This window comes from Pseudomonas sp. SIMBA_041, assembly GCF_046535095.1.
Taxonomy (GTDB): Bacteria; Pseudomonadota; Gammaproteobacteria; order Pseudomonadales; family Pseudomonadaceae; genus Aquipseudomonas; species Aquipseudomonas mucoides.
In genome coordinates this window covers 387,319-410,160 of sequence record NZ_JAWRXJ010000002.1, presented here as the reverse complement: position 1 = coordinate 410,160, position 22,842 = coordinate 387,319, and the positions used below count along the sequence as shown (strand labels likewise).

Here is a 22,842-nt window from a genome sequence, read left to right as displayed (position 1 = left end):
AAAACCATTGGAGGAAAACCACTGTGGGAGCCGAGCTTGCTCGCGATGGCGGCGTAACAGTCAACATAGGTGTTGGATGTTATGGCCTCATCGCGAGCAAGCTCGGCTCCCACAGGTTTTTGCGGTGTTTGAATAATTACAGCAACTCAAAGCTCTGCTGTGTCACGTCCTGGGAGTCCAGGCCGATCTGCACGTTGAACTTGCCCGGCTCGGCAGCGAACTTGAGCTGGGTGTTGTAGAACTTCAAGTCGTCCTCGGTGATGGTGAAGTGCACGACTTTCTGTTCGCCGGCCTTGAGCATGACTTTCTGGAAGTTCTTCAGCTCCTTGATCGGTCGGATCATCGAGCCAGTCACGTCCTGGATGTACAACTGCACCACGGTTTCGCCGTCGCGTTTGCCGGTGTTTTTCAACGTGACGCTGGCGTCGAGCTTGCCGGTCTTGTTCAGTGTGGTCGACGACAGGGCCATGTCGCTCAGGCTGAAATCGGTGTAGCTCAGGCCGAAACCAAACGGGAACAGTGGGCCGGTGGTGTCATCGAAATACTGCGAGGTGTAGTTGCCCGGTTTGCCCGGCGTGAATGGCCGGCCAATGCTCAGGTGGTTGTAGTAGGTCGGAATCTGACCCACCGAGCGCGGGAAGGTGATTGGCAGTTTGCCCGACGGGTTGTAGTCGCCGAACAGCACGTCAGCGATGGCGTTGCCGCCTTCGGTGCCGCTGAACCAGGTCTCCAGAATCGCGTCAGCCTGTTCCTTCTCTTCGAGAATCGACAGCGGGCGGCCGTTCATCAACACCAGCACCAGTGGCTTGCCGGTGGCTTTCAGGGCCTTGATCAGATCGCGCTGGTTGGCCGGGATGTTGATGTCGGTGCGGCTCGACGATTCGTGGGACATGCCACGGGACTCGCCCACCGCTGCCACCACCACGTCGGCATCCTTGGCGGCTTTCACCGCTTCATCGATCAGCACTTGCGCCGGACGCGGATCATCCACCACTTCCGGGGCGTCGAAGTTGAGGAAGTTCAGGTAATCCAGGACCTTCTTGTCACTGGTGATGTTGGCGCCACGGGCGTAGATCAGCGTGGCCTTGTCGGCGACGGCGGCGTTCATGCCGTCGAACAGGGTCACCGATTGCGCCGGTTTACCCGCCGCTGCCCAGCTGCCCATCATGTCGATGGGCGCCTTGGCGAGCGGGCCGACCAACGCGATTTTCGCGGTTTTCTTCAGCGGCAGGGTTTCGTTCTGGTTCTTCAGCAACACCAGGCTGCGACGCGCGACGTCACGGGCCTCGGGGCGATGCAGGCGGCTGTCGGCGTAGGTGTCGGCCGGATCATCTTCAGCCTTGCCGATGCGCAGGTACGGGTCCTTGAACAGGCCCATGTCGTACTTGGCGCCGAGCACTTCACGCACGGCGTTGTCGATGTCGCTTTGCGCGATCTCGCCCGATTTCAACAGCCCCGGCAGTTCTTTGCCGTACAGCGTGTCGTTCATGCTCATGTCGATGCCGGCCTTGATCGCCAGCTTCGCGGCTTCGCGACCGTCAGCGGCGACGCCGTGCTTGATCAACTCGAAAATCGCCCCGTGATCGCTGACCGCCAGGCCTTTGAAGCCCCATTCCTTGCGCAACAGGTCATTCATCAGCCAGGTGTTGGCGGTGGCCGGCACGCCGTTGATCGAGTTCAGGGCAACCATCACCCCGCCGGCACCGGCGTCAATCGCCGCGCGGTAAGGTGGCAAGTAGTCCTGGTACATCTTGACCGGGCTCATGTCGACCACGTTGTAGTCGCGACCGCCCTCGACCGCGCCGTACAAGGCAAAGTGTTTGACGCTGGCCATGATGCTGTCAGCCGCGTTGGCGCCTGAACCCTGGAAGGCTCGGACCATCACGCCGGCAATGCGCGACACGAGGTAGGTGTCTTCACCGAAGCCTTCGGAAGTCCGGCCCCAGCGCGGGTCGCGGGAGATGTCGACCATCGGCGCGAAGGTGATGTCGAGGCTGTCCGCCGCGGCTTCCTTGGCGGCGATGCGCCCGGAGCGGCCGATCGCGTCCATGTCCCAGCTCGAAGCCAGGGCAATCGGGATCGGGAAAATGGTGCGGTGGCCGTGGATCACGTCATAGGCGAAGAACATCGGGATCTTCAACCGGCTGCGCATGGCCGCGTCCTGCATCGGACGGTTTTCCGGGCGGGTGATCGAGTTGAACGTGCCGCCGATGTTGCCGGCCGCGATTTCCTTGCGGATCAGTTCGCGTGGCATTTCCGGGCCGATGCTGATCAGGCGCAATTGGCCGATCTTTTCATCGAGGGTCATCTGCTTCATCAGGTTACTGATGAAGGCGTCCTTGTTCTCCAGAGGTGCGGGGGTCGTGGCGGCCAATACGTTATGACTGGCCAGGCTGACGAACAGGCCCAGCAAATACAGCTTCTTCATGAATTGTTTTCTCAAAAGCCTAAACGGCAGTGAATACGCGCCGATCAGCCAAAAGTTAGGGAGCGACTATTGTTGTTCAAGTAAATGCAGCACACTTCTGCGTGTTTTTTGTGCAGGGGCATCTTTTAGCCCATTGGCTCGTTGCAATCCAGTGGCGGCGGCAGATTATGCCCCAAGTGCCCGGTCAGAAGAGTGTGATTGGTTTTTCAACGGAATGTGCCAGGGAGTGACCCAGATGAATGCAAGACACCACTATCGCTCGAGCTTGCAGGTGGCAGCCCTGATGCTGTTGACCACTGTGCTCGCGGGCTGCGGCATCAATACGATTCCGACCCTCGACGAGCAGGCCAAGGCCGCGTGGGGCCAGGTGCAGAACCAGTATCAGCGTCGCGCCGACTTGATCCCCAACCTGGTGGAAACTGTCAAAGGCTATGCCAAGCACGAAGAAGAAACCCTGACCGCGGTGATTGAAGCACGGGCCAAGGCAACGTCTATTCAGGTGGACGCCAAGACCCTGGATAACCCGGAAAAACTCAAACAGTTCCAGCAGGCCCAGGATCAACTGACGGGGGCTTTGAGCCGTTTGATGGTGGTGTCCGAGCGTTATCCGGACCTGAAGGCCAACCAGAACTTCCTCGCCTTGCAGTCGCAACTTGAAGGCACCGAAAACCGCATCGCCGTGGCCCGTCGTGATTTCATCCTCGCGGTGCAAAAGTACAACACTGAGATTCGTACTTTTCCCGGTCGCTTGTGGCACACCGTTTTGTACAGCGATTTGCCGATCCGCGAAACCTTCGAGGCGACCACGCCGGATGCCGATAAGGCACCTCAGGTAAAGTTCTGACCGGCTAAAAGCATTACCACGGATGAGGTTGCCAATGCGCGTGTTGAAAGTGGGGCTGATGCTGTTGTTCTGGGTGTGTGCCCTGACGGCGCAGGCCGAGTTGAAGTTTCCGGCGCTGACCGGGCGGGTGGTCGATAACGCCCAGATGATCGAGCCGTCGGTGCGCGAGCAACTGACACAACAACTTCAGGCCCATGAAAGCGCCACTGGCGAGCAGTTGGTGGTGGTCACGTTGCCGGACTTGCAAGGCACCGACATCGCGGACTTCGGCTACCAATTGGGCCGAGCCTGGGGCATTGGCCAGAAAGATAAAAATAACGGCGCGCTGCTGATCGTTGCGCGCGATGAGCGTAAATTGCGCATCGAAGTCGGGTATGGCCTCGAAGATCGACTGACCGACGCGCAAAGTTCGGTGATTATCAATCAGGTGATCACCCCCGCGTTCAAGGCGGGTAACTTCAGCAAAGGCATCAGCGACGGGGTCGCGGCGATGCTGGTGGTGTTGGGCGGCAGCCCGCTGGATGAACCCTCAACGGTCTATGAGCCGCGCGGTGATGAGGACAGCGACTTCGTGGCGCGTCATCCCGGCGTCTTCGTGTTTCTGGTGATGCTGTTCATCCTGACGATTTTTGTCTTGCAGATGCTCGGGCTTCTGCCCTCCGGCCGAGGGGGTTCGGGTGGTTCGGGCGGTGGTTTCGGCGGCGGTGGGTTTGGTGGCGGCGGTGGAGGCGGGGGCTTCAGCGGCGGCGGGGGCAGTTTCGGGGGCGGCGGTTCGTCGGGCGGCTGGTGATAACAATAATGAGCAGGCACTTTTCAACATGGCATTACTGACTGAACACGAACAACGCAAAGTCGCCGAGGCGATTGCCCGGGTCGAGCGCGACACTGACGCCGAACTGGTGACCGTGCTCGCTGCCCGCGCCGACGACTACGCATACATTCCGCTGCTGTGGGCCAGCCTGCTGGCGCTGATGGTGCCGGGGATCGTGCATTACCTCAGCGGATGGCTGACCCTGCACAGCTTGCTGCTGGTGCAATGGATCACTTTTGTGGTGCTGTGCCTGGTGTTCCGCCTGCCGAAAGTCACCACGCACCTGGTCCCGCGTTCAGTGCGGCACTGGCGCGCCTCGAACCTGGCGCGCCGGCAATTCCTGGAGCAGAACCTGCACCACACGGTCGGTAGCACCGGAATGCTGATTTTTGTCTGCGAGGCTGAGCGCTATGTGGAAATCCTGGTGGATGAAGGGATTTCCAGGCGGCTGGACAACAAGAACTGGGATTCGATTGTGGCGGCGTTCACCCAGCAGGTGAAACAGGGGCAGACGTTGCAAGGGTTCGTGACGTGCATCGAGGCGTGTGGTGAATTACTTAAAGTGCATGTGCCGGTAACGCAGGTGCGCAATGAATTGCCGAACCGGTTGGTGGTGTTAGGCTGATGCTTGACCACGCGCCAGCTGCTACAGATCGTGCCGTTCGGGAAATTACCCGTGCCCTGCATCGACATCCCCCCTAAAATACCCGCCATTCCCCGATTCGCTCCGCCCGAGGCCGTTTTGCCCATGTCCGTCACCGCCACTCCCGCCAGCCTCGCGCCGGATCACCACGCCCAGTTCATCGACCTGCTGCAAACCAGCCTCGACGCCAACGCCTTTATCAAGCTGGTGCTGGCCAAGTACGTCGGTACCGAAGCGGATTTACAGCGCCTGATCATCAAGCAGCTGACGGTCAAGGATCAGCCTTGCCTGTCCTTCGTCTATCGCTACAAAACCCGCGACATCACCAAGAACCTGCCGCTGGCCGAAGGTGTCGCGACCATCGCCGCGCTGCTGCCGGCCTCGTTCAAAAATGCGCATTTGTTGTCATTGACCGATGAAGCCCAGCTCGAATACAGCAAAAAGGGCAAGTCTTCGCTGTTCAAGAGCAAACCTCAGCAATTGCGTGAAGTGCCATCCGCCGAGCACAACCGCGAAAAAAACCGCTTCCTCGACCTGAGCCGGCCGTTCCTCGCCGACCTTGGCGTGACCAACAGCAAACACGAGCTGATCCCGGCGATGTCGCGCAAGTGGAAGCAGATCAACAAGTTCATCGAAGTCTTCAGCCATGCGCTGACTACCTCACCGCTGGCGCTGGACAAGCCGGTGCAGGTGGCGGATTTCGGTTCGGGCAAGGGTTACCTGACGTTCGCCATCCACGACTACCTGCGCAACACCTTGAGCGCTGAAGGCGTGGTGACGGGTGTCGAGCTGCGTGAAGAAATGGTCAACTTGTGCAACGCCGCTGCGGCGAAACTCGAGCACCCGGGGCTGGTGTTCAAGTGCGGTGACGTGCGCAGCGTGGCACCGAGCGAGCTGGACGTGATGATCGCCCTGCATGCCTGCGATATCGCCACCGACTACGCGATTCACACTGGCATTCGTTCCGGCGCCTCAATCATCATGTGCTCGCCGTGCTGCCACAAACAGATCCGCCTGCAAATCCAGAGCCCGGCACTGCTCAAGCCGATGCTGCAATACGGTCTGCATTTGGGCCAGCAAGCTGAAATGGTCACCGACAGCTTGCGCGCGTTGTTCCTTGAAGCCTGCGGTTATGAAACCAAGGTGTTCGAGTTCATCTCGCTGGACCACACCAACAAGAACAAGATGATCCTGGCGGTCAAACGCGCCGAGCCGGTGGACCCGGCCCAGCTGTTGGTGAAGATTCAGGCGCTGAAGGATTTCTACCACATCAGCGAACACTGTCTTGAAACCCTGCTGCGGGCTGACGGCTACCTCTGAGCCCTGTAGGAGCCCGGCTTGCCGGCGATGGCGATTTCGAATACGCCATCGTTAGCAAGCCGGGCTCCTACCGTTCAGGCGGTGGCGATGCGTGCGGGTTTAACCGCGGTCTTGCGGCCCAGCATCACGGTCACGATCACCCCGGCGGCAAACAGCCAGGTGATCGGCTCGATGTGTTCACCAAAGAACAACGCCGAAAATGCAATCGTGAAGAAGATCTGCAACAACTGAATCTGACTGACCCGAGCAATCCCGCCCATCGCCAACCCGGCGTACCAGGCAAAAAAACCAATGAACTGCGAAAACAGCGAAACATAACCAAACGCCCACCAGGTCTTCGCTGAAATTTCGCCTTGATGTTGCAGCGCCAGATACACCACCGGTCCGATCAACAGCGGTGTCGACAACACCAGCGCCCAGCAGATCACCTGCCAGCCGCCCATTTCCTTGGCCAATCGACCGCCCTCGGCGTAGCCCAGACCACCCACCGCAATTGCCCCGAGCATCAACAAGTCACCGGCCTGAATGCTGCCGGCACCGCTGATCAACGCATAACCCAGCACCAATGCACTGCCCAACGCGGCGCAGGCCCAGAAGGCTTTTGACGGCCGTTCGTGGGATAACCACGCGGCGTACAGCGCCACGCACAGCGGTTGCAGACCGTTGACCAGGGCACCGTGGGACGCCGGCAAGGTTTGCATGGCCCACGCCGACAACACCGGAAAACCGAGAATGACCCCGGCGATCACCAGGGTCAGGCCTTTGACCTGTTTCCAGGTCGGCCATTTCTCCCGTCGCCACAGCAACAGCAACGCCGCCGGCACCGCCGCGAACAGCGCCCGGCCGAGGCCATTGAGCAGGGGATGCAGTTCCTGCACGACGATTCGCGTGAAGGGCAGGGTGAGGCTGAAAATCACAACGCCGAGCAGGCCGAGGGCCATGCCGGTGTTTTCGCGCGAGGACATGATTTGGGGACCAGAATTCAGGGTGAGGGGAAGTGCCTTCATCTAGCCACAAACCGCGTTGGCTGCGCTGTTACAGCTAGGCGCAGAGTTATCCGTACAGTTTGAGGGCGCCATCGCGGGCAAGCCACGCTCCCACAGTTGATCGCATTCCCATGGACGACTCGGTCAACTGTTGGGCGCGTGGCTTGCCCGCGATGAACGATGATGCGGTCCATCAGGTAGTAGCAGGTTATTACCCAACCCACTGGATAAGGACTACCTTGAATACTCCTGCCAATGTTCCCCCAGAGGAGTCCTCCCCATGGCTGCCAAGAAAATCCTGATGCTGGTCGGCGATTACGTCGAAGACTACGAAGTGATGGTGCCGTTCCAGGCGCTGCTGATGGTCGGTCACACCGTCCACGCCGTGTGCCCGGACAAAACCGCCGGCCAGACCGTGCGCACCGCGATCCACGACTTCGAAGGCGACCAGACCTACAGCGAAAAACCCGGCCACCTGTTTGCCCTGAACTTCGATTTCGCCAAAGTCGCTGAGTCCGACTATGACGCGCTGCTGATCCCCGGCGGCCGTGCGCCGGAATACCTGCGCCTGAACGACAAAGTCCTGGACCTGGTGCGCGCCTTCGACAAGGCCGGCAAGCCGATTGCTGCCGTGTGTCATGGCGCGCAATTGCTGGCAGCGGCCGGAATTCTCGAAGGCCGCGAGTGCAGTGCTTACCCGGCCTGCGCCCCGGAAGTCCGTCTGGCGGGCGGCACGTTCATCGATATCCCGGTGACGCAAGGCCATGTTCAAGGCAATCTGGCCACTGCCCCGGCCTGGCCGGCGCACCCGAGCTGGCTCGCCGGTTTCCTCGGGTTGCTGGGCACCAAAATCACGCTGTAACGAGGGACCTGTCCATGTGCGAGCTTTACGTCAAGGCCGATCCGATCCTCTACGAATCGCGCTCCCGCTCGCTGCGCATCTGCGGGGTGGTCACCACCCTGCGGCTGGAGAACCAGTTCTGGGACATTCTCAGCGAAATTGCCGAAGTCGATGGCATGACCACCAACCAACTGATCGCCAAGCTGTATGAAGAGGTGATGGATTACCGGGGGGAAGTGGTGAATTTTGCCTCGTTTTTGCGGGTGAGTTGTATGCGGTATCTGAGTCAGCGGCGGGTCGCTGTGCCGGAATTGTCGGTGGTTCGGGCGGTGGTGAAGTAGCGAGTACCGCGTAGACCCATTCGCGAGCAGGCTCACTCCTGCAGGGGATCACATTTCCATCGTAGGAGTGAGCCAGCTCGCGATGGGGCCTGTGCAGGCGACAGAAACCGTGGTGTGGTCTTTACTCTGAAACGCGAAACCTCTCAATCGCCAAGGAGAAAGAGCATGTCCGGATGGTACGAAGTGAGCAAAAGCAGCAGTGGCCAGTTCAGGTTTGTTCTCAAGGCCGCCAATGCCGAAACCATTCTGACCAGCGAGCTGTACACCACCCGCGCCGCCGCCGACAAAGGCATTGCATCGGTTCAGTCCAACAGCCCGCTGGATGAGCGCTACGAAAAAAAGACCACCAAGGATGGCCATCCTTATTTCAACCTCAAGGCTGGTAACCACGAGATTATCGGCAGCAGCGAGTCGTACGCCTCCGCTGCCGCGATGGATAAGGGCATTGCCAGTGTGAAAGCCAATGGGCCGACCACGGTGATCAAGGACAAGACCTTGCCGGTGCTCTAAACACACATTTCAAACTCACACACATCCCGCTGTAGGAGTGAGCCTGCTCGCGATCGCTGCTTAGCATTCGACGAAGAGGTTGAATGTCAGACCGCCATCGCGAGCAGCCGCCTCGCCGCTAAACCTCAACCGGAACCGTAAGCTTCGGATTCCCCAACGCGTGCGTCTTCGAATCAAAAAACCGCAGCGCTGATCCCGTCCCCTCAAACACCTTCGCGTAATGCCGCTTCTGATGCTGGATAAACGCCTTGCTGCGCGGATAAATCGAGATCGCCACCACCGACGGTTTCGCCTGGCGCAACGCATGAACGATATGGCTATCCTGCTCGCCCAGCGCATGTCCAAAGACACACAACCCGTCGCCATGCCCCAATAACTGGTCATAACAGAACGACAGATAATCCGAGCTGCGAATGGTCTTGAGCTTGTCCTGCGCCGGCCCTTCGTTCACGAACAGCGGCACGTCATCCAGGGTCTTGATCGTATTGTTGATCGCGAAACTGCCGAGCAGCGTGCCCTCGGTCGACATCAGCTTGCGCGCCGTGCCGTCCTGATTGCGCACCAGGTGCAAACCACCGTGCAGGTACAGCAAACGGGTTTTATCGGTCGCCGTGACGCTCAGGTCAAAGCCCGGCTCGGCGCCCTGGAACAGGTCGGTGATCGCGTCCGGCTGATGCTGGATGGACCAGTAATTGAGCAAGTCATAGTTGGTGGTAAACACCGTCCGATAGTTGCCCAGTTCCGAGCTGATGGTCGCCAGCGTCGAAGGCACGACCAGTCGCCATGGAATATGTACTGCATGCACGGTGTTGATCAGCGCTTCCTTGATCGCGTAATAGCGATTGCGCGGTGCGGCGGAGCTGACGGCCAACGCCTTGTTCACGCGACTGGTGGTTTTCAGCGCGCTCAGCACTTGTTCGAAACTGCGTGTCTGCATCGCCTCGAACACGCTCAGCTCGGACTGGCTCAGCGGTTTTTCTTCGACGGTGCGCGCATTCTCGAACAGCGAGTCGTAACCAAAGTCGTCCCACACCGCACGGCTGGCGCCGTTGCCCACCAGCAGGCCGCTGAACGAGGCGGTGGCGCGCAAGGCGTTCCAGTCTTCAAGTTGGGCATCAACATCCTGGAAATCGGTCATTGCGGTCAAAGTCTCAAAGCAAAAGGTCTGATGGGCGGCGACTTTATCACGACCATGACTTGAGCCAGATCAAGTTACTGCGTGAGCGAAGGGTCGAAGCTGTGGGCGTCCCGCTGGATCGGCGTCGCCGATTCGGCCCAGCCAGGAGAATCGCTCATGAGCAGCACGTTTTTCATTCCCGCCGTGAACATCATGGGCACGGGTTGCCTCGACGAAGCCATGGACACCATTGGCAAGTATGGCTTTCGCAAAGCGCTGATTGTCACCGACGTCGGGCTGGCCAAGGCCGGCGTTGCGAAAATGATTGCGCAAAAACTGGCGATGCAGGACATCGATTCGGTGATCTTTGACGGCGCCAAACCAAACCCGAATATGGCCAACGTTGAGCTCGGCCTGGGCTTGTTGAAGGAAAGTTGCTGCGATTTTGTGGTGTCTCTCGGGGGTGGTTCGCCCCACGACTGCGCCAAGGGCATCGCGTTATGTGCGACCAACGGCGGGCAGATCCGCGACTATGAAGGTGTCGATCAATCAAGCAAACCGCAGCTGCCGCTGATCGCGATCAACACCACCGCCGGCACCGCCAGCGAGATGACGCGTTTTTGCATCATCACCGACGAATCGCGCCACGTGAAAATGGCCATTGTCGACCGCAACGTCACGCCGCTGCTGTCGGTCAACGACCCGGCGCTGATGGTCGCCATGCCCCAGGGGCTGACGGCCGCCACCGGCATGGACGCACTGACCCACGCCATCGAAGCGTACGTCTCCACCGCCGCCAACCCGATCACCGATGCTTGTGCACTGAAGGCGATCACGTTGATCAGCAACAACCTGCGGCTGGCGGTGCGCAACGGCGATGACATGGCGGCGCGGGAAAACATGGCCTACGCGCAATTCCTGGCGGGCATGGCGTTCAATAACGCGTCCCTGGGTTATGTCCACGCCATGGCTCACCAATTGGGTGGGTTCTACGACTTGCCTCATGGCGTCTGCAACGCAGTGCTGCTACCCCACGTTCAAAGCTTCAACGCTCAGGTGTGCGCCCCGCGCTTGACCGACGTGGCTCATGCGATGGGCGCCGACATCCGTGGTTTCAGCCCTGAAGAGGGTGCTCAAGCGGCTATTGCCGCGATCCGTCGCCTGTCCAGTGATGTGGACATCCCGGCCGGATTGCGTGAGCTCGGCGCCAGACTCAATGACGTCCCCATGCTTGCCACCAATGCGCTGAAAGACGCCTGCGGTTTTACCAATCCCCGGGCGGCGGATCAGCGCCAGATCGAGGAGATTTTTCGCAGCGCCTTTTAGGCCGTTTTGCGACCGGGCGCGAGCATGACGCACAGCATCGCGCCCACCGCCAGCAAGGTACAGAGCAACGACAACGGCCATGCCTGCTGACTGGCGATCAGGCTGGCAACACCGCCAATGATCGCTGCCATCAGTTGATGAATAAAGCCGCTCAACGCCATCGCATAGGCACCCCCGACCGGTGAACCGTCGTTCGCCAGTGACAGGCTGATCGGGTACGTCAACGACTGCCCGAACACTGCCACGCAATAGGGCAACCAGAACAGCAGCGCAATGGAGGTGCCGACGAGGCTGCCCAGCAACATCACCGCGCTCCCGGTCAGCACCAGAGCGACGCCCACCGTCATCAACCGGCGCTGACCGGTGCGCAGTACCAAGGCATTGACCCCCAGTGCTCCCAGAAAGTACGCCGCGCTGATCGGCCAGCCCAGCAGGCCATATTCCACGGCCGACCAGTTGAACGGCCCTTGCAGAATCAGCGGCGCGGCCGTGTTGAAGGCAATGATCACCCCGTAGCCGAGGCCACCGGTAAGCGCCGGCAGCAAGAACGCCCGATCACGCAGAATGCGCCCGTAACTGGGCCACGCAGACGTCTGAACGTTGTCCTCGACCAGCACCGCAAAAGAAACCCGCGCCACGACGATCGCCATCAACAGGCTCGTGCCACCCAGCAGATAGAAAATCGCCGGCCAGCCCAGTGCGACCTGAATGACCGACCCCAGGTATTGGCCGATGCCCAGCGCTATCACGAACGAAATCGAAATCCACGACAACGCCTTGGCCAACAGCTCACCGCGGAAACTGTCGCGGATCAACACCCGTGCCATGACTGAAATCCCGCTGGCACCAATGCCTTGTAGCAGCCGAAAAAACAGAAACGCTTCAAGCGTCTGGCCCAGCGGCAGCGCAAGGTTGGCCAAGCCATAAATGCCAAGTGCCGCGAGCAGCACCGGTTTGCGGCCGATGCGCTGGCCGAGGCTGCCCCAGAACAACATCGGCAGCGCCATGCCGATCAGATACACCGCCAGTCCCCAGGACACCTGCGAAGCGTCGGCGGACAGGTGCCGAGCCATCTCCGGCAGCGCCGGCAGGTAAATGCTCATGCCCAGTTGCGCGAGGAAAACCGTGCTGCAGGTGACGAGGAGGGTGGTGCTGCTCTTCATGGAATCATCCCTGGATGTCTAGCGGGCGTCCCCGGCGCAGGTGCGTAAAAGCTCGGTGACGAGTTCACAAAAATGTCGAATCAGCGTCGGCTCCATGTCGGCGCGTAGCGTGATTCTGATGGCGGCCTTGCCTTGTGCAACCACGGGGAAAAACACCGCCGAGGTAAAGAAACCCAGATTGGATAATTCGATGGCAATACGGTTGGCCAGCCTCGCTTCACCGCAGTGGATCAAGCGAATCGGCATGTTGCTGGCGTATTGTGCGGTTCGAATCAGGCTGTCAAAGAGGCGGATATTAACCTGAAGCTTTTCCTGTAACGCAGTCAATGCAGGCGTGTGATGCAGCAGGATGGACGCTCTGCCCGCACCGATGGACGCGCTGTTCAGGCTTTGCGACCAGTTACTGGGGCCGCCGTAGCGTTGAATCAGTTTTTTCTGCCGTTCGTTGCCCAGCATCACCATTCCGCCGCTGGCGCCAAATGACTTGGCCAATGAGGCGACAATCAAGGCGTCATCCTCCAGCGCCTGCAACCTGGGACGCACGAGGCCCGCACCGAACGTGCCGACAGCGGACAAAGCGTGAGAATCGTCGAGGTAAAGAAACAGGCCGTAACGGTCCTTCAGGTACAACAGGCTGTCCAGGTCGGCGACCCCGCCCATGCTGTACGCACCGTCGGCCACATACGCGACCCTGGCATGTTGCTGGCACTGCGTTTCCAGAAAATCCATGTCGTTGTGCGGGCTGGTCACGACCCTGGTTTCGTCGGCGCAGGCGGCTTTGAGGTGACTCATCGAATAGTGTGCCAAGCGGTCAAACACCATCACCGGCGACCGGTTCTCGGTGAACACGCCGCTGGCCAGCAGCGGCAGGACGCCGGCACTCGCCGCGCTGCACGACAAGGTGCTCAGGCATGTGGCGCCGAACAACGCTGACAGCTCCGTTTCGTACTGATCGAGGATTGCCAGTTTGCAGCGATTTTTCGAGTTGGCGATGCGCAGGGTGCCGGTTTCCCACAAGGTGGTCATGGCGCCATCGAGTAAGTCGGGATGGTGATCCAGGCCCAGGTAGGAGGTAGTACAGAAGTGATGAAAAGCGCGTCCGTGCTGGTCAACCATGCGGTTGCTGCTTCTGATGTCGACGTTCAGCCCCGCGACTTTTCCCGCTTCCGCGGTTTCCCAGTCGTGATCGGCCAGCGAGATCAGTTTTCGATAGTTGGTGAAAGTGTTTGCCGCGTGCGTTGTCTGGTCCATGTGACGTGTCTGTCCTTGAGTGATGAAACCGTCCGTGTGTTTCCAGACTTTACAGCGTGGGGTGTGGGCGCTGAATCGGCCGTTTCCTGTTCGGTTGAGTGTTACAAGAGATTTACATGTAGGGCGATGGCGTGTGAGGTTGTGGGCAAAAACCGAGCTATCTGCCGACTCAGCCGAACTGAAGTCATCGAGCCCTCCATGCTGCCAAAAAGCCTGATCCGCCGTCTCGACCTGATCATCCTTGTGATATCGATGTGGCGGCGCGTCGTTTACGTTTGTGTTGGCGTGGCACACGTGGCGGGGTGGGGATCAGGTGTTGAATTGGCTGAATGGGCGGAACGACGACCCAACGCAGGAATGAAGTTCTTCGACGATCAGTAAGTCCACGCACAAGGACCTGAGATAGACTGGCGCCCATTCACCAGACAGTTCAAAAGGATTTCCTGATGACCCCATCGCTGCTAATGGCTGTTCTCGCCTCGGGCTTTATCTACGGCATCACTCCGGGGCCGGGTGTGTTGGCGGTGTTCGGCATTGGCGCGGCGCGCGGTCGGCGGGCGGGGGCGGGGTTCTTGTGTGGGCATTTGCTGGGCGATGTGGTCTGGTGCAGTACCGCGTTGATTGCAATAGTCGGGGCGCGGGAAATCGGTAGCACGGCATTCGATGTGTTGGGCGTGTTCAGCGGGTTGTATTTGTTCTGGCTCGGTTTGCGCGCCGTGCGGGCGAAACGCAGCAGTGCCGAAGCGCCTCAAGGCCCGGCCCGCCAGCCGTTCTGGCACGGCATTCTGTTCGGTTTGACCAATCCCAAGGCTTACCCGGTGGCGGTGGCCACGTTTACCGCACTGCTCTCGAGCCGCGCGGAGCTGCTGCACTGGTCGATGCTGCCGTGGTTGATTGTGCTGAGCTTCGTCGGTGGCCTGATCGCCTACGCTATTCTCATCGGCATCGTCGGTGCGCGGCAGGTCCGGACCCTGTATCAACGTCACGAACTGGCCATCACCCGGTTGTGCGGGGTCATGTTTATCGGTTTTGCCATTAATGCCCTGGCGCACGCGTTGCCGGGACTGGTCACAAACAAGACTTGAGGCCATATGCAAGACACCATGGCATCCAGAAATTCCGCGCCGTTGGCGAGCTACATCGATCTGTTGCTGGACGCCGTTTGTGCGGTCGACAAGCAAGGTCGCTTCGTTTTTGTCAGTGCGGCGTGCGAGCGCATTTTTGGCTATACCCCCGACGAGCTGATCGGCCAAGTGATGATCGACATGGTGCATCCTGGCGACCGCCAGCGCACCCTCGACGCCGCGCGGGAAATCATGGGCGGTGAGCCCAAACTCAACTTCGAAAACCGCTACCTGCGCAAGGACGGCCAGGTGGTGCACATCCTCTGGTCGGCGCGCTGGTCGGAAGTCGATCAATTGCGCATCGCCGTGGCCCGGGACATCACCGAACGCAAGCAGGCCGAGTCCCGGCAAGCAGCGTTGTACGCGATTTCCGAAGCGGCTCACGCGGCGGAAGACTTGCTGGCGCTGTTCAAGCGCATTCACCTGATCATCGGCGAATGGCTGCCTGCGCTGAATTTCTCCGTGGCGCTGTATGACGAACACTGCGCGCAGCTGAATTTCCCCTATCACGTCAACGACCACGAACTGCAACCCGAGCAGCCCGGCACCATCACCGGGCGCCTGTGTGCAGAAGTGATCCGCAGCGGCTTGCCCATTTTGCTGACCCCGGACCAGGGCCATTCGCCCGCAGGTTTTGAGACGTTGGTCGAGGGCCCGAATTCACCGTGCTGGCTGGGCGTGCCGCTGAATTCGCAAAACGGCACCATCGGCGCGCTCATCGTCAAAAGCGTTGCGGGTGGCGAGCGCTACACCGAACGGGACAAGGAGCTGCTGCAATACGTCTGCGCCCAGGTCGCGACCGCCATCGAGCGCAAGCAGTTGCATGCCCGGTTGCAGCGAATGGCGCAGTACGACCAGTTGACTCAATTGCCCAATCGCGAGCTGCTGCGTGATCGTCTCAAGGCTTCGCTGGCGCTGGCCCGGGCCGATGGTGGGCGCATGGCGTTGCTGTACGTCGACCTCGACCGTTTCAAGGACATCAACGACACCCATGGCCACGCGGTGGGCGACATGCTGTTGCAAGCGGTGGCCAATCGGATCAAGGGGTGCGTACGCGAAACCGATACCGTGGCGCGCATCGGCGGGGACGAGTTTGTGGTGTTGTTGCACAGCATCCACGGCCTGGAAGACGCCGACGGCGTGGCGGAAAAAATTCTTCAGGTCCTGGCGCAGCCGCTGCGTCTGGACGGGCACAACCTGAACATCCACACCAGTATCGGCGTCGCTCATTACCCCGAGCACGGCACCGAGGAAAAGCAGTTATTCAGGCATGCCGACGAGGCCATGTACGCTGCCAAACGCCAGCATCATCTACGACTCGAAGTCTGATAGTTCGCCGCCGTTCGTCGCGGCGTTTTCAGGTTTTCTAAACCTTTTGGGGCTCGTTCATTCTGATTTTATGCGGGCTGTTGCTCGCCTGGATCATCACCAAGAGGTAGAGAATCATGCCTAACTCAAGAAACTCGAACTCGGGAAACTTCGCCAACGATCGAACGAAGGCGTCTGAAGCCGGTCGCAAAGGTGGGAAAACCACCACAACGACGGTCGATAAAGACTCTACGAAACCCGAAATGGGCCGCAAAGGTCCTCAGAAGTCCAAGTAGTGATTGAAGGTGGTTTTGATCGAGAGGCGGGGGCGCAAGCTCCCGCTTGAATTTTTTCAGAAGGAGGGCGCGACCATGAGCCGGATGGCCACCCGAATACGTCATGCAAGTTTTGCCACGTTCCTGGGATTGTTCGCAGGCAGTGCCTTTGCCCAGTCCCCCGCCGAATTCATCAACGATGCCTCGGCCCAAGGCATGGCCGACATCGAAGCCAGTCGCCTGGCGCATCAGAAAACCGAATCCAAAGAGGTCAAGGACTACACCATCGTCGTCATCAACGACCGCACCACCGCCAACCAGCACCTGGCGAAAATCGCCAAGCAACTGGATCTGCCAGTGGCCCCTCGCGAAGAAGTGGTCGATAAGGCCAAAGCCTTGATGCCGCAAGCGATGGACGGCGCAACCTTTGACCAGGCCTACGCCGCCAGTCAGGTGAAAACCACGCAGCAAGCCATCGAGCAACTTCAACAGGAAGCGCAAACCACGGACATTCCGCAAATCAAAGCATTTGCTGAAGAAACCCTGCCCAAACTGCAAAACCATCTGCAAATGGCCAGGGCGTTGCAGGCCGGTCGCTAGTTCAAGTCTTTACGCCATTCAGAGCAAACGGCGCGTGATTCACATCACGCGCCGTTTTGTTTGTGCTCAGCACTTGTTCAAACCCTGTTTGCGCGGGCTCGTCGTCGCCAGCCCCGCCAGGTCATGCACATCTTTTTCGCCCATGGCGCGATAGTGGCGGCGCAGCGCCTCCAGTTGTTTGAGGTCCAGTAGTTCCAGCCCCAACATCGCGTTCTGCGCCTCCTTGTTCACCCGCAGCAACTCATCGATTTTCAGATGCAGAATGTCGGTGTCGCGGTTCTGCGTGTTCTGGATCAGAAACACCATCAGAAACGTGATGATCGTGGTTGAGGTGTTGATCACCAGTTGCCAGGTGTCGTTGAAACCAAAAATCGGACCGCTCGCGGCCCACAGAATAATAAGAATAAGCGCCCCCATGAATGTCTTGGGACTGCCGGCCCACAGGGCGAGTTTCTGCGAGATTTTTGCGAATTTCATTGCCGTGTTCCTTATTGGGATGCGCCTGAATTTCAGACAGCGACGGCGTGTTGAAAATTCTACTTACATTTTCGGATCCGGCAGTGACGCTTTTTTGTAGCAGCTGGCGAAGCCTGCGTCCGGCTGCACAGCCGTCGTAAAACCTGAGTTCCCGGTCTCCCTACAAGTTGCGTTTGGACAGTCAGGGTTATTTCTCAAAGATCGGGATAGGGCTGCATATACTGGTCGAGGTATCGTATCGGACCGGTTGTCAGCCTCTGGCCCACAACAACGCACCGACAGGAGAACGCAATGAGTTGGTCCGCCAAACAATACGTCGCTTTTGAAGATGAACGCACCCGCCCGGCGCGAGACCTGCTCGCCGCCATCCCGCCGGTGGATGCGCGCTCGGCCATCGACATCGGGTGCGGTCCCGGCAATTCGACCGAGTTGCTGGTCGAGCGCTTCTGCGGCGCCACGGTGCGTGGGGTCGACAGTTCGAGCGACATGATCGAGGCCGCTCGCAAGCGCTTGCCAAACGTGCAGTTCGACACTGTTGATATCGGAACCTGGGACGATAACGGCCCGTTCGACGTGATCTTCGCCAATGCCGTGTTGCAATGGCTGCCCGATCACGCGACGTTATTGCCGTCGCTGGCCGCCCGACTGACCGAGGGCGGCAGCCTGGCCATCCAGATGCCCGACAACCTCAACGAACCTTCCCATCGCCTGATGCGCGAAGTGGCCGCCGAAGGCCCTTGGGCCAGCAAACTGGCGGACGCCGCCGGGCAACGCACCGAGATGGCCAGTGCCAGCGATTACTACTCGATGCTGCGGCCACACTGTGCGCGCGTCGATGTGTGGCGCACCACTTACCATCATCCGCTGGCAGGTGGCGCGTCGGGTGTGGTCGAGTGGTTCAAGGGCAGCGGTTTGCGGCCGTTTCTCGAACCGCTGGATGACACGGAAAAGACGCAATACCTCAAGCAATACCATGCCGCGATCGAGCAGGCTTATCCGGCGTTGAGCGATGGTTCGGTGCTGTTGCCGTTTCCGCGGTTGTTTATTGTCGCAACCCGATAGTGCAAAAAGGGACGGATCTCGCTGAGCGTTATCTGTCCCTGTACTTGGCACTCAAATATTCAAAAACAAACGAAGCAAAGCCGAACAACCCGATCATCGAAATGATCATGATCCCCAACTCTGAATTGTCCATGTTGATCTCTAGGTGAAAGTTGAGCCGACAGAATAAGGCACCTTTAGTCAGGCCCAACATCGCGCTACTGCTTCTTTACCGGATTTCAAAGACCTATACGTAAAATATACGAGAACCCGACGCGGCTCTTAGCGATGAACGCTAACCAGCAACATCATCGGCCGTTCCCGCTCTTCGGCCAGCGCCGGTTGAGCCGCCACTTCTGTATCACTCGGCCCCCATTCGTTGACATGCTGAATACTGAAACCCGCGCCAATCAGCGTATTGAACAGCGTGCCAAGGGTTCGGTGCTGCTTGATCACGCCTTCCGCCAGCCAGTTCGTCACCCGCTCACCTTCCCGTTGATAGCTGTCTACCGGCCAACGCTTGCGTCCCTCGCCGTCGATCAGCCAACCCGGATTGCGCGGGGCCATGAAGATCGGGTGCTCGATGGAAAACACAAAGCGCGAACCAGGTTTAAGGGCCGCGTGGATCGTGGCGAACAACCCGGACAGATTCTTGATGTAGTGCAGCGCCAGTGAGCTGTAAGCCAGGTCGAAACCAGCTATGGGTAAATCAAGCTGTTCCAGATCTGCCCGTGAATAGTGGATGTTGCCCACCGATGTGGTCTTGCGAGCCTGCTCCAGCATCTTTTCCGAGACGTCCAGACTAAGCACGCTATCAGCGCCTTGCTCACTGGCCCAGCGGCTGAACCAGCCGTAACCGCAACCGAGGTCCACTACCTTCAGGCCTTTCATCGGCGGCAGCATTGATTTGAGTGTTGGCCATTCCGGTGCCGCGTCGAGGCCTCCAAGGGAACGGCCCATTTGGCTGTAACCGTGGAAAAACTCCGGATCGTCGTAGATGTTTTGAGTCATGTCGGGTTGCTCTATTGAGATCGTTGGTGGGCGGAATTTGGGCCGCGCCGATTGGTTTCCCTCGAAGCGTTGTGGCGCGTATTCGTTGATGGCCGCGCGGTGGGGAGGGGCGTTGGAGATGGTGGAAATGCTAGCGGGTCGGGCGGGGAGGGGAAACGGGTTGAGCGTTGCGGATTTGTAACCAAGGCCCATGTAAAAAATCGGCGATTCGGTTAAGGCCGAACTGCAAGACGATCAACCGACCGAAAAACAGTTAACGCTCCTTCATGCGCAGCTCTCGGATGTTGCCTACAACCTAAGCGGGAATCACCCGCTATCCGCTGGTGGGTAGATAGGAAATAGTGCTCCGCAGAACGGACTGCACGATAGGTGATGAGTGATTGACGTCCGACAGATTTTGCCGGCTTCGCAGACAACGACGCTTAGGTTGGCGGCTAAAAGCCGAGAAGGATGATCAATGTTCCAGAACGACCGCGAAAATTTAGAACTCGATAAGCTATTGGTCGCCGATACTCAACATACATCGCTGGTACTTGAGCTTTGCAACCACACGGCTCACATTGTCAGGAACAGTTCACGGACTCAACACGGTCTGCGAGAGGAGAAAGAAACATGTCCACTCATCGTAGTAATCGAGCAAGCATCGAGCAATTGCATCGTGAAATGGAGGCTTTAGCTGAAGAGATGAGACGCCCGGCCCCGACCAAAATCCGCACTACGTTGTTGCCGTTCAGCATCGGTGCTGCATTCGCACTGACCCTGTTTGTCGCCGTCGCTTTTGTCGCAAAACATCTTTAATTCTCTGTCGGCTCAGATGCCTTTTTTTCGTACTATCGGAGGCGCTGAAACAAACCTCATCGCTGTGCCCTCCCTGGCAACCTCCCACCAACTAGCGCTTGTCGGCTATCTACCGTGCACAACTGATCAGCGGCGTCGTATAACTCACATCCGGTCCTGCCGCATAATCCAGTCCGGATTAGTCGGCACATCGTCCCTCGTCCATCGTCCCTCGTCCTGAACGCCAATCTGACCAAACACCGTTATTAACCGAGTCGCCTCGGTTGTGTACCGCAGAAGTCACCACCCTGTTCTCCCTGCAACCGTGCCTTTTGGAAATGCCGCAGAAGGTGAAGTCGCTACGCTAAGTAGGGTGTGCCTGCCATATCTTGGCTTCCATCATTTGCGTAGCCGCGAGGTCTTCCTGAAACACCGCGTCACCTGATTCCACGACTGCTGCGCAGCCGGACGCAGGCTTCGCCAGCTGCAACAAATCGAGGGCGCCCCGAAAGGCGCCCCTTATCACATCAGGACGGCTCTGCATCCATGCGTCGAGCGATCACGTCCAGCACATCGCAACCGTCGCGCAAAGGCACGCAGCAGAGCAATGCAAAATCGCTGAGGATGACCGAGTCGGTGGTGATGTCACCTCGCATGGCGAGGTTTTCGAGCATCTGCGTCACGGCTCGAATTCTGTAACTGGCCGTGCTGAGCAGTGAGTGCAGCGGTTGGGTAGTGTTGACGAACAGGGAAGGTAGATCGTCGGCGTTGCTGGTTAAAGCCATATATTCTTTCATGCGTGATTACCGTTAGTAGGTGAAAGACCTACCACTCAATCGTCGCCAAACAATAGGGTGGTAGCTGTACGCAGGTTGGCGAACCGGACAACGGTAAAACCGGCAGACCCGAAGGTCTCCCACGCACAGCCACCATAAAAAGCGCAGCAAAGTGCAGTCAGAAACTGCTCCGAAAATCTCGGAAATTCCTGAATCGTTGTCATCGAGTCGCCAAACCCGATACGCCATTTGGACGCGCTCGGACTATAGGCCTCGTGACAAAGGCACAGCAATGCGCAAGTGTACGGACAATTCCCAGTGTCGTGTAGGACGTTGCCTTTTCGAAGATTGGCCACTTTCGTGCCACCAGTGAATCGGTGATCGACACCTGCTAGGCAGACGTTGACTGGCTTGTTCAGAATGAAGAATCAGCGTTCTACACAAATTTCACGGAAAAAAACCGGTCACTAAGGACCGGTTTTTTGTCTTGGCTGTCCGTCAGGCAGGACCAACGCTTGTACCGATGAAAGGCTCCAGATCGCGAGACACGGTCTCCGCGTTGATCTGATCATACTGAGCGTGAGTGCCGAGGAAACCTTTATGAGCGCAAGAAAAACACTTACAAAGCATCGACTTTACGCGAAATCGTTAATTTCCCCACTCGGCCAATTCAGTCAAACACCCGCCCCAAAAAACCAGACATCAAGTCCGGTTTGGGCGCGGTTTGCAATTACTGGAAATGATGAAATTTCATGAGTTCCTTCCAGATGTAACCGTAGCTGTAGCGTAGCCATGCCACTTTGAACAGGTCGAAGCGACGACGAAACCAACTGTGTTCTCGCGCTTTGAGTTCTTTGGCTATTTCATCGAGTAACCATTCATCCTTAAAACCAGTCCACACAGGAGGGACGGGCGTTTCAAGGTTGCTGAAGCACACAGGTGCGACCTCTGAGTACAAGATTTCTTCAACAACCTTTGGGTCATAGCCTCGAATTCGCTTTGCGATAGACGCGTAGTCAACAGTGCTGTCTACAAAGGCCTCTGCCAGCGCGATCTGGATGCTCGCTCGTTCCGCAGGAGTCAGAATATATCCCAATGGGCCAGCTCCTCTAGCTCTGCGTCGAACGTATCAGCTGCGACCCCGCCGGCAATGCCGCCGACAACGCTACCGATGAGAACGACGGCGATGGCGCAGGCCGGAGCTCCAGGACCACAAAGAGCGGATATGCCCAAGCCCGCCAAAAATCCACCTGCCGCACCACCACCCAGGATGGTGGCTTGACGCGCCGTTTCCTTGGCCTTGTCGTCAGCGTTCAGGATTTGGTAAGTGGCCAGCACCGCTGTCATGATGATGCCAACCTTGCCCATGACAGACATGATTTTAGTGCCAGAAGTGAACTTGGCATTGGCACTGCCGGACCGCTCCAGAGCTTTGTACAGGACTTCTTTCTGTTGAGCTTTAGAAAGTTGTTCGTAGTTCTTGTTGAACTGAGTTTGAGATTTTTCGTTCAGGATGTCGCTGTGTGTTCGGCCGGCCTTCTTCTTTTTTTGCACGATGGCCAGGCCCTGTGCAGAGGTCAGCTTGCGGTGTTCGAACATGATTTTGTTGCGCATCTCGTTGCTGAACTTTGTCGCGTCCTCAACGCTGATGTTGCCGGCTCTCACCTCGGCAAAAATCTGCTGTGACATTCGTCGAATATTGCCCTCGTAACTTGCGCGGACGCGTTCGTCCTTGATGGCATCGATGGAAAATCGACTGGCCGCCCCCTCCATGCCAGCAACCGCCATCTCAAGGGGAGACCGCTCGAGGGTATGTTCACTTTTTACAACATAACTTCCGGTTACCAGGTTCGGTTCCGTCACGAGAATATC

The 22,842-nt window shown here is 58.4% G+C and carries 25 protein-coding genes; 15 read left to right on the top strand and 10 right to left on the bottom strand.

The annotated features are described in order from the left end of the window. Nucleotides 1–136: 136 nt before the first annotated feature. On the bottom strand, nt 137–2,428 hold the full coding sequence (gene bglX, locus SB725_RS05595; RefSeq protein ID WP_059181491.1) for a beta-glucosidase BglX: 2,292 nt from the start codon (nt 2,426–2,428) through the stop codon (nt 137–139). Between the two features lie 235 nt (nt 2,429–2,663). Between bglX and SB725_RS05590 the strand changes: the two genes are divergently transcribed. The 4 genes from SB725_RS05590 (at nt 2,664) to SB725_RS05575 (ending at nt 6,046) form a co-directional block, all read left to right on the top strand. Beyond that, nucleotides 2,664–3,272, top strand: a complete 609-nt coding sequence (locus SB725_RS05590) for a LemA family protein (RefSeq protein WP_027925587.1) — start codon at nt 2,664–2,666, stop codon at nt 3,270–3,272. A gap of 34 nt (nt 3,273–3,306) precedes the next feature. Then, complete coding sequence (locus SB725_RS05585) at nt 3,307–4,062, top strand: TPM domain-containing protein (protein WP_027925586.1); 756 nt, start codon at nt 3,307–3,309, stop codon at nt 4,060–4,062. A gap of 28 nt (nt 4,063–4,090) precedes the next feature. After that, nucleotides 4,091–4,708, top strand: coding sequence for a TPM domain-containing protein (locus SB725_RS05580; protein WP_027925585.1), 618 nt, complete (start codon nt 4,091–4,093; stop codon nt 4,706–4,708). Nucleotides 4,709–4,831: 123 nt separating this feature from the next. Further along, entirely contained in the window at nt 4,832–6,046 is a 1,215-nt protein-coding gene (locus SB725_RS05575) for a class I SAM-dependent methyltransferase (RefSeq protein ID WP_410921417.1), read from the top strand. 74 nt (nt 6,047–6,120) lie between these two features. On the opposite strand, the gene SB725_RS05570 is transcribed toward SB725_RS05575, so the two are convergent. Then, nucleotides 6,121–7,011 carry a DMT family transporter gene (locus SB725_RS05570; protein WP_027925583.1) on the bottom strand — a complete coding sequence of 297 codons (891 nt, stop codon included), beginning with the start codon at nt 7,009–7,011 and terminating at the stop codon, nt 6,121–6,123. Nucleotides 7,012–7,312: 301 nt separating this feature from the next. Here SB725_RS05570 and SB725_RS05565 point away from each other — a divergent pair, with 301 nt between their 5' ends. The 3 genes from SB725_RS05565 to SB725_RS05555 all read left to right on the top strand — a co-directional run bounded on the left by SB725_RS05565 (nt 7,313) and on the right by SB725_RS05555 (nt 8,724). Next, on the top strand, nt 7,313–7,894 hold the full coding sequence (locus SB725_RS05565; RefSeq protein WP_027925582.1) for a DJ-1/PfpI family protein: 582 nt from the start codon (nt 7,313–7,315) through the stop codon (nt 7,892–7,894). A gap of 14 nt (nt 7,895–7,908) precedes the next feature. Further along, complete coding sequence (locus SB725_RS05560) at nt 7,909–8,214, top strand: ribbon-helix-helix domain-containing protein (RefSeq protein ID WP_027925581.1); 306 nt, start codon at nt 7,909–7,911, stop codon at nt 8,212–8,214. Nucleotides 8,215–8,379: 165 nt separating this feature from the next. Further along, nucleotides 8,380–8,724: a YegP family protein gene (locus SB725_RS05555; protein WP_027925580.1), complete on the top strand. Its 345-nt coding sequence runs from the start codon at nt 8,380–8,382 to the stop codon at nt 8,722–8,724. A 118-nt stretch (nt 8,725–8,842) separates the two neighbouring features. Here the strand turns inward: SB725_RS05555 and SB725_RS05550 are convergent, their stop codons facing one another. Continuing rightward, nucleotides 8,843–9,862: a DUF4917 family protein gene (locus tag SB725_RS05550; protein ID WP_027925579.1), complete on the bottom strand. Its 1,020-nt coding sequence runs from the start codon at nt 9,860–9,862 to the stop codon at nt 8,843–8,845. A 156-nt stretch (nt 9,863–10,018) separates the two neighbouring features. Here SB725_RS05550 and yiaY point away from each other — a divergent pair, with 156 nt between their 5' ends. Beyond that, nucleotides 10,019–11,167, top strand: coding sequence for an L-threonine dehydrogenase (gene yiaY / locus SB725_RS05545; RefSeq protein WP_027925578.1), 1,149 nt, complete (start codon nt 10,019–10,021; stop codon nt 11,165–11,167). Here yiaY and SB725_RS05540 read toward each other — a convergent pair. Together SB725_RS05540 and SB725_RS05535 are read right to left on the bottom strand one after the other, a co-directional pair. Continuing rightward, nucleotides 11,164–12,330, bottom strand: a complete 1,167-nt coding sequence (locus SB725_RS05540) for a multidrug effflux MFS transporter (protein WP_194939888.1) — start codon at nt 12,328–12,330, stop codon at nt 11,164–11,166. The two genes, yiaY and SB725_RS05540, sit on opposite strands and share 4 nt — an antisense overlap. A gap of 18 nt (nt 12,331–12,348) precedes the next feature. After that, complete coding sequence (locus tag SB725_RS05535; protein ID WP_410921416.1) at nt 12,349–13,581, bottom strand: aminotransferase class I/II-fold pyridoxal phosphate-dependent enzyme; 1,233 nt, start codon at nt 13,579–13,581, stop codon at nt 12,349–12,351. A 198-nt stretch (nt 13,582–13,779) separates the two neighbouring features. Between SB725_RS05535 and SB725_RS05530 the strand changes: the two genes are divergently transcribed. From SB725_RS05530 to SB725_RS05510, 5 genes are all read left to right on the top strand, one after another. Continuing rightward, on the top strand, nt 13,780–13,962 hold the full coding sequence (locus SB725_RS05530; protein WP_059181487.1) for a hypothetical protein: 183 nt from the start codon (nt 13,780–13,782) through the stop codon (nt 13,960–13,962). Nucleotides 13,963–14,027: 65 nt separating this feature from the next. Then, nucleotides 14,028–14,666 carry a LysE family translocator gene (locus SB725_RS05525; RefSeq protein WP_027925574.1) on the top strand — a complete coding sequence of 213 codons (639 nt, stop codon included), beginning with the start codon at nt 14,028–14,030 and terminating at the stop codon, nt 14,664–14,666. Between the two features lie 18 nt (nt 14,667–14,684). After that, nucleotides 14,685–16,034 carry a diguanylate cyclase domain-containing protein gene (locus tag SB725_RS05520; protein ID WP_410921415.1) on the top strand — a complete coding sequence of 450 codons (1,350 nt, stop codon included), beginning with the start codon at nt 14,685–14,687 and terminating at the stop codon, nt 16,032–16,034. A gap of 116 nt (nt 16,035–16,150) precedes the next feature. Next, complete coding sequence (locus SB725_RS05515; RefSeq protein ID WP_081744010.1) at nt 16,151–16,309, top strand: KGG domain-containing protein; 159 nt, start codon at nt 16,151–16,153, stop codon at nt 16,307–16,309. A 75-nt stretch (nt 16,310–16,384) separates the two neighbouring features. Further along, a complete protein-coding gene (locus SB725_RS05510) occupies nt 16,385–16,888 on the top strand; it encodes a DUF4142 domain-containing protein (RefSeq protein WP_027925572.1) in 504 nt (167 codons plus the stop codon). A gap of 66 nt (nt 16,889–16,954) precedes the next feature. On the opposite strand, the gene SB725_RS05505 is transcribed toward SB725_RS05510, so the two are convergent. Further along, the gene (locus SB725_RS05505) at nt 16,955–17,365 is read right to left on the bottom strand and encodes a low affinity iron permease family protein (protein WP_027925571.1); all 411 of its coding nucleotides are present in this window, start codon (nt 17,363–17,365) and stop codon (nt 16,955–16,957) included. Between the two features lie 291 nt (nt 17,366–17,656). Here SB725_RS05505 and tam point away from each other — a divergent pair, with 291 nt between their 5' ends. Further along, the gene (gene tam, locus SB725_RS05500) at nt 17,657–18,427 is read left to right on the top strand and encodes a trans-aconitate 2-methyltransferase (RefSeq protein WP_410921414.1); all 771 of its coding nucleotides are present in this window, start codon (nt 17,657–17,659) and stop codon (nt 18,425–18,427) included. A 261-nt stretch (nt 18,428–18,688) separates the two neighbouring features. Here tam and SB725_RS05495 read toward each other — a convergent pair whose 3' ends face one another. Beyond that, the gene (locus SB725_RS05495; RefSeq protein WP_027925569.1) at nt 18,689–19,417 is read right to left on the bottom strand and encodes a class I SAM-dependent methyltransferase; all 729 of its coding nucleotides are present in this window, start codon (nt 19,415–19,417) and stop codon (nt 18,689–18,691) included. A 612-nt stretch (nt 19,418–20,029) separates the two neighbouring features. On the opposite strand from SB725_RS05495, the gene SB725_RS05490 reads away from it, so the two are divergent. Further along, nucleotides 20,030–20,215, top strand: a complete 186-nt coding sequence (locus SB725_RS05490) for a hypothetical protein (RefSeq protein WP_140666063.1) — start codon at nt 20,030–20,032, stop codon at nt 20,213–20,215. 506 nt (nt 20,216–20,721) lie between these two features. Here the strand turns inward: SB725_RS05490 and SB725_RS05485 are convergent. The 3 genes from SB725_RS05485 to SB725_RS05475 all read right to left on the bottom strand — a co-directional run bounded on the left by SB725_RS05485 (nt 20,722) and on the right by SB725_RS05475 (nt 22,833). Beyond that, nucleotides 20,722–20,991 carry a hypothetical protein gene (locus tag SB725_RS05485; protein ID WP_027925567.1) on the bottom strand — a complete coding sequence of 90 codons (270 nt, stop codon included), beginning with the start codon at nt 20,989–20,991 and terminating at the stop codon, nt 20,722–20,724. A 709-nt stretch (nt 20,992–21,700) separates the two neighbouring features. Next, entirely contained in the window at nt 21,701–22,066 is a 366-nt protein-coding gene (locus SB725_RS05480) for a hypothetical protein (RefSeq protein WP_410921413.1), read from the bottom strand. Further along, nucleotides 22,051–22,833: a hypothetical protein gene (locus tag SB725_RS05475; RefSeq protein ID WP_410921412.1), complete on the bottom strand. Its 783-nt coding sequence runs from the start codon at nt 22,831–22,833 to the stop codon at nt 22,051–22,053. The genes SB725_RS05480 and SB725_RS05475 overlap by 16 nt, the downstream gene beginning before the upstream one ends. Nucleotides 22,834–22,842 lie beyond the last annotated feature (9 nt).